At 75.2% G+C, this 6,000-nt stretch carries 5 protein-coding genes; 4 read left to right on the forward strand and 1 reads right to left on the reverse strand.

The window, feature by feature from the left end; genetic code table 11:
• Nucleotides 1–20: 20 nt before the first annotated feature.
• Nucleotides 21–548, forward strand: coding sequence for a PadR family transcriptional regulator (locus tag ABD990_RS31430; protein ID WP_345384427.1), 528 nt, complete (start codon nucleotides 21–23; stop codon nucleotides 546–548).
• Between the two features lie 62 nt (nucleotides 549–610).
• On the opposite strand, the gene ABD990_RS31435 is transcribed toward ABD990_RS31430, so the two are convergent.
• Nucleotides 611–1,903, reverse strand: a complete 1,293-nt coding sequence (locus tag ABD990_RS31435; RefSeq protein ID WP_345384428.1) for a multidrug effflux MFS transporter — start codon at nucleotides 1,901–1,903, stop codon at nucleotides 611–613.
• Nucleotides 1,904–2,079: 176 nt separating this feature from the next.
• Here ABD990_RS31435 and ABD990_RS31440 point away from each other — a divergent pair, with 176 nt between their 5' ends.
• Genes ABD990_RS31440 through ABD990_RS31450 form a run of 3 tightly spaced genes read left to right on the forward strand, consistent with a single transcriptional unit; the run spans nucleotide 2,080 to nucleotide 5,903 of the window.
• On the forward strand, nucleotides 2,080–3,750 hold the full coding sequence (locus ABD990_RS31440) for an SDR family oxidoreductase (protein WP_345384429.1): 1,671 nt from the start codon (nucleotides 2,080–2,082) through the stop codon (nucleotides 3,748–3,750).
• Nucleotides 3,751–3,759: 9 nt separating this feature from the next.
• The gene (locus ABD990_RS31445; RefSeq protein WP_345384430.1) at nucleotides 3,760–4,755 is read left to right on the forward strand and encodes an alanine racemase; all 996 of its coding nucleotides are present in this window, start codon (nucleotides 3,760–3,762) and stop codon (nucleotides 4,753–4,755) included.
• 2 nt (nucleotides 4,756–4,757) lie between these two features.
• Nucleotides 4,758–5,903, forward strand: a complete 1,146-nt coding sequence (locus ABD990_RS31450; RefSeq protein WP_345384431.1) for a pyridoxal phosphate-dependent aminotransferase — start codon at nucleotides 4,758–4,760, stop codon at nucleotides 5,901–5,903.
• Nucleotides 5,904–6,000: the final 97 nt, after the last annotated feature.

Raw genomic sequence — 6,000 nt, forward strand, 5'->3', positions numbered from 1 at the left:
TCGACAGGTAGGCTGTGCGCATGTCGCTGCCGCACGCGCTGCTGGGTCTGCTCTCCGTCCACCCCCGGAGCGGCTACGAGCTGACCAAGGCCTTCGAGCGCGACCTGGGCCGGTACGCCTGGCAGGCGGGCCACACGAGCATCTACCCGGAGCTGAACCGGCTGGCCGAGGCCGGCCTCGTCGAGGTCACGCACGAGGGCGCCCGCGGCGCGCGGACCTACGCGGTCACCCCGGCCGGCCGCGAGGAGCTGCGCACCTGGCTGCTGACCCCGCCGAAGCAGGCCAAGGTCCGCAATGAGCAGGTGCTGCGCATGTTCCTGCTCTCCGCGCTCGAGCCGGCCGACGCGCTCGTCGTGCTCCGCCGGATCGCGGAGGCCACCGAGCAGGGCGCCACCGAGCTGCGGACGGTCCGGGAGGAGCACGCCGCGGCCCCGATGACGGGCGCGGAGGGCTTCGGCCAGCTCGCGGCCGAGTTCGGGCTTCGGCAGTACGAGGCGGTCCGCGACTGGGCCCGGTGGGCGATCGAGCGGCTGGAGCGCGAGGCCTGAGCGGCCCCGGGAACGCCGACGGCCCCGGCACGGGAGGCCGGGGCCGTCGGGGGTCCGCCGGATCAGGCGACCGCGGGTCGCTCGTCCTCCTCCAGGGCCCGCGCGGGCATCGGTGCGGCGACCTCGACCGTGGGGTCCTCGTCGATGTTCCCCAGCGACCACGGCCGGACGACGGCCAGGAGCACGCCCAGCGCGAGCACCTGCGACCCGGCGATGGTCAGCCCCATGGCCAGGGCGTCGTTGCCGAGCAGGCCGACGACCGGCGAGGTCAGGGCGCCGACGCCGAACTGGACCGCGCCGAGCAGCGCCGCCGCGGTGCCGGCCCGCTCGCCGTGCCGGGACAGGGCCAGGGCGGGCGCGTTGGGCAGGGCGAGCCCGACGGAGGCCAGCACCGCCCACAGCGGCACGAGCACCCCGAGGAGGCCGCCGGTCCCCGTGCCGGCGAGCACCGCGAGCACGGCCGCGGCGACGGTCCCGGACACGCTGGCGGTGAGCAGCAGCTGCCGCGGCTCGAAGCGGCGCAGCAGCGCGGCGTTGGCCTGCGTGGCGCCGATCAGGAAGATGGCGCCGGCGCCGAACAGGAGGCCGAACTGCTGGGCGTCGAGCCCGAACTCCTCCTGGAACACGAAGCTCGAGCCGGAGACGTAGCCGAACATGCCGGCCATGGCGAACCCGGCGACCAGGATCAGGCCGACGTACACGCGGTCGCGGAAGAGCGTCCCGTACGCCCGCAGGGTGGGGACCACGGCCGCGCTGCGCCGGCGCTCCGGCGGCAGCGTCTCGCCGAGGGCGAGGGCCAGCACGCCCAGGATGACCAGGCCGTACACGGCCAGGGCGACGAAGACGCCGCGCCAGTCCGCCACCCGCAGCAGCTCGCCGCCGAGGGTCGGCGCGAGCACCGGGGCCGCGCCCATGACGAGCATCAGCCGGGAGAGCAGGGTGGCCGCGGCGCGTCCGGTGAACAGGTCCCGGACCACGGCCATCGCGACGACCGCACCGGCGGCCGACCCGACGCCCTGCAGGACGCGCAGCACGCCGAGCACGGCGATGGTCGGGGCCACCACGATCAGCAGCGAGGCGACGACGTGGACCGCGGTCCCGATCAGCAGGGGCTTACGGCGACCCACGGCGTCCGCCAGTGGGCCGATGAAGAGCTGACCCAGCGCGAGGCCGACCAGCGTGCCGGTCAGCGTGAGCTGGACCGTCGACGAGGTGGTCGCGAACTCGGTCACGATGCCCGGGAGCGCGGGCAGGTACATGTCGATGGTGAGCGGGCCGAGCGCGATCAGGGCGCCCAGCAGGAGGGCGATGCGCGCGCGGCCCGGCGTGGTGGGCGTCGCAGGTGGTGTGGGCAACGGCGGGGGCCTTCCTCGTGCACACGGGTCCGGATCGCCCGGCGACGTCGCCCGGTCGCGTTCGTACCCGCCGGTGGTGTTCCGGGTGGTTCAAGGTCCGTTGCACGGTGCGCTGTTCCGGTTCCCCGAACAGGTGTGGCACGCGTCACGTACTGATCAGTAGCTACGCTTCGCCGATGCACAGCGAGGCACGCACCGTCCGCACCCCCGACGGACTGGACCTGGCCGTCCACGTCGCCGGTCCCGACGACGCCCCGGTCGTCGTCGCGGTGCACGGCTACCCGGACGACCACACGGTCTGGGACGCCGTCGTCCCCCTGCTGGCGGACACGTTCCGGGTGGTGACCTACGACGTCCGCGGCGCGGGCGCCTCGCAGGCCCCGGCCGACCGCGAGGGGTACCGGGTCGAGCGGCTGGCGGCGGACCTCGTCGCGGTGCTCGACGCCGTCGCGCCCGACCGGCCGGTGCACCTGCTCGCGCACGACTGGGGCTCGATCCAGGCGTGGCAGGCGGTCACCGACCCGGGGCTGCGCGCGCGGTTCGCCTCCTTCACCTCGATCTCCGGGCCGTGCCTGGCGCACGTCGGCGCCTTCGCCCGCGGCGCACGGCTGCGCGACCGGCTCCGGCAGGCGGGCCGCTCCTGGTACGTCGGCTTCTTCCAGCTGCCGCGGCTGCCCGAGCTGCTCTGGCGATCGGGGCTGGCGGGCGGCCTCGTCGCCCGGCGGGAGGGGATGCCGCGGCCCGCGGCGCGGGACGCGGTGCGCGGGCTCGAGCTGTACCGCGCCAACCTGGGGCGGGGCGGTGGGGAGCGCCGCACGGAGGTGCCCGTGCAGGTCCTGGCCCCGACCCGGGACCGGTACGTCACCCCGGCGCTGCAGGCGAGCGCCGGGCGGTTCGCCGCGGACTTCCGCTTCCGCCCGGTGGCGGGCGGGCACTGGCTGCCCCGCAGCCGTCCGGACGTGGTCGCCCGCTGCGTCCGGGAGCTGGTCGACGCCGTGACCGGGCCCGATCCGGCTCCGCGCCGGACGGTGTCGACCCCGGGACGGTGGACCGACCGCGTCGTGCTGGTCACGGGGGCGGGCAGCGGGATCGGCCGCGCGGTGGCCCGTGGCTTCGCGCGGCGCGGCGCCGTGGTCGTCGCGGCGGACAAGGAGCTCTCGACGGCCCGGCAGACCGCCTTCGAGACCGGCGGGCACGCCTACGAGGTCGACGTCGCCGACCCCGACGCGATGGCCACGTTCGCCGACCGGGTGTGCGCCGAGGTCGGCGTGCCGGACGTCGTGGTCAACAACGCCGGCATCGCGGTCTCCGGCCCCTTCCTCGACCACGGGCCCGCGGACTGGCGGGCGATCGTGGACGTCAACCTGATGGGAGTGGTGCACGGCTGCCGGCTCTTCGCCGCCCGGATGCGGGAGCGCGGCGAGGGCGGGCACCTGGTCAACGTGGCCTCCGCCGCCGCCTTCACCCCGACGACCTTCCTGCCGGCCTACTGCGCCACGAAGTCCGCGGTGCTGATGCTGTCGGAGTGCCTGCGGGCCGAGCTCGCGGGCGACGACATCGGCGTCACGGCCCTCTGCCCCGGCTTCCTGCCGACGGGCATCGGCGGGTCGGCGCGGTTCGTCGGGGTCGACGACGCGACGGCGGCCGAGCGGCGCCGCTCCACCGACCGGCTGCTCAAGCGCCGCCGGTACCCGCTGGACAGGGTCGCCGACGCGATGGTCGCCGCGGTGGAGGCGAACCGCCCGATCCAGCTGCTCACCGTGGAGAGCCGCACCGCCTACGCACTGTCCAAGGTGGCCCCCGGCGCCCTGCGTCGCCTGGCCCGCCTGCCCGTGCCGAGCATGTAGCGTCCGCTCGTGCGCGTCGACGACCTCACCACCCCCGCGCTGCTCGTCGAGCGGGGCGCCCTGCGCCGCAACCTCGACGCCATGAGCGCCGCGCTCCCCGGGGCCCGGCTGCGCCCGCACGTCAAGGCGCACAAGTGCACGTCGCTGGCGCGCTGGCAGCGGGACAACGGCCATCCCGGCTTCACCTGCGCCACGATCCGCGAGTGCGAGGTCATGGCCGAGCACGGCCTCGGCGGGGACCTGCTGCTGGCCAACGAGGTCGTCGACGCCTCCCGGCTCGGCAAGCTCGTCCGGGACGGCGCCCGGATCACCCTGGCCGTCGACTCCCGCGAGACGATCGCGGCGGCGTTGCGCGGCAACGTCCTCGAGGTGGTGATCGACGTCAACGTCGGCCTGCCCCGCTGCGGCTGCCCGCCCGAGAAGGCCGGCGAGCTGGCCGATCTCGCCCGGCGCAACGGCCTCGAGGTCCGCGGGGTGATGGGCTACGAGGGCCACCTGATGATGGCGCAGCCCGCCGAGGAGCGCCGCCGGCTCGTCCGCGAGGCGATGGAGAAGCTCGCGGTCGCGGCGCGGGACGTGGGCGGGGAGCTCGTCAGCGCCGGCGGCACCGGCACCTACGACGTCAACGAGTGGGCCACCGAGATCCAGGCGGGCTCGTACGCGTTGATGGACAGCGCCTACACGCAGCTCGGGCACCCGTTCGAGCAGGCGGTGTTCGTGCTGGGCACGGTGATCTCGGTGGCGGCGGAGTGGGCGGTCGTCGACGTCGGGCTCAAGGCGCTGGGCATGGACCACGGCAACCCCACGATCCCCGGCGCCCAGGTCTGGTTCTGCTCCGACGAGCACACCACCTTCGCGCCCGGGGGCCTGCGGCTGCGGGTGGGCGACCGGATCCGCGTGGTGCCGGCGCACGTCGACCCGACCGTGGCGCTGCACGAGGCGATGTGGCTGGTCGACGGCGAGCAGGTCGCCGAGCGGTGGCCCGTCGACATGCGAGGCTGGTAGCCGTGCTGGTCCCGCGGCTGCGCCCGTTCACCTCGACGATCTTCGCCGAGATCACCCAGCTCGCCGTGCGCACCGGCGCGATCAACCTGGGCCAGGGCTTCCCGGACACGGACGGGCCGGCCTCGCTGCTGGCGGACGCCGCCGCGGCGATCACCGAGGGCGGGGCCAACCAGTACCCGCCGGCGCCGGGGCTACCGGCGTTGCGGGAGGCCGTCGCGGAGCACCAGAAGCGCTTCCACGGCCTCGACGCCGGGGACGTCCTCGTCACCATGGGGGCCACCGAGGCCATCGCGTCGGCCGTGATCGCGCTCTGCGAGCCGGGCGACGAGGTCGTGGTCTTCGAGCCGTACTACGACTCGTACCCGGCCGTGATCGCGATGGCCGGGGCCACGCGGCGGACCGTCCCGCTGCGCGCCCCGGACTTCCAGCCCGATCCGGCCGAGCTGCGGGCGGCGTTCGGCCCGCGGACGCGGGCGGTGCTGGTCAACACCCCGCACAACCCGACCGGCGCGGTGTTCGGCCGGGACACCCTGCGGGCGATCGGGGACCTCGCGATCGCGCACGACGCCGTCGTGATCACCGACGAGGTCTACGAGCACATGACCTTCGGGGCCGGGCACGTCCCGATGGCCACCCTGCCGGGCATGGCCGAGCGCACGCTCACGGTCTCCAGCGCGGGCAAGACCTTCTCGGTGACGGGCTGGAAGATCGGCTGGGTGCACGGCCCGGCCGAGCTCGTCGCGGCCGTGCGGGCGGTCAAGCAGTTCCTCACCTTCGCCGGCGGCGCCCCGTTCCAGCCCGCCGTCGCGAACGCGCTGGCGCTGCCGGACGAGGTGTACGCGGCGATCTCCGGGGACCTGCGGCCGAAGCGGGACCTGCTGGTGGAGGGCCTGCGCGAGGCCGGGATGCGGGTGTTCGAGCCGCGCGGCACGTACTTCGTGGTCGCCGACCTCGCCCCGCTCGGGATCACCGACGCCGCCGCCTACGCCCGTGCCATGCCCGAGCGCCTCGGCGTGGCCGCGGTCCCCGTGAGCGTCTTCTGCGACGACCCGGACCTCGCCCCGACCCTGCTCCGCTTCGCCTTCTGCAAGCGCGACGAGGTCCTTCGCGAGGCGGTCGCCCGCCTCCGCGCCGCCCCTGTCGCCTGAGCGAGCGGCGCTTTCGCTCAGTAGATGTGAACGAGAGCGCCGTTCGCCACCGGTCAGGCGACGCGTGCTGCGCCGCTCACGCCCGTTCGAGGCGGAC

It is taken from the genome of Pseudonocardia yuanmonensis (genome assembly GCF_039542425.1).
In the GTDB taxonomy this organism is placed as follows: domain Bacteria; phylum Actinomycetota; class Actinomycetes; order Mycobacteriales; family Pseudonocardiaceae; genus Pseudonocardia; species Pseudonocardia yuanmonensis.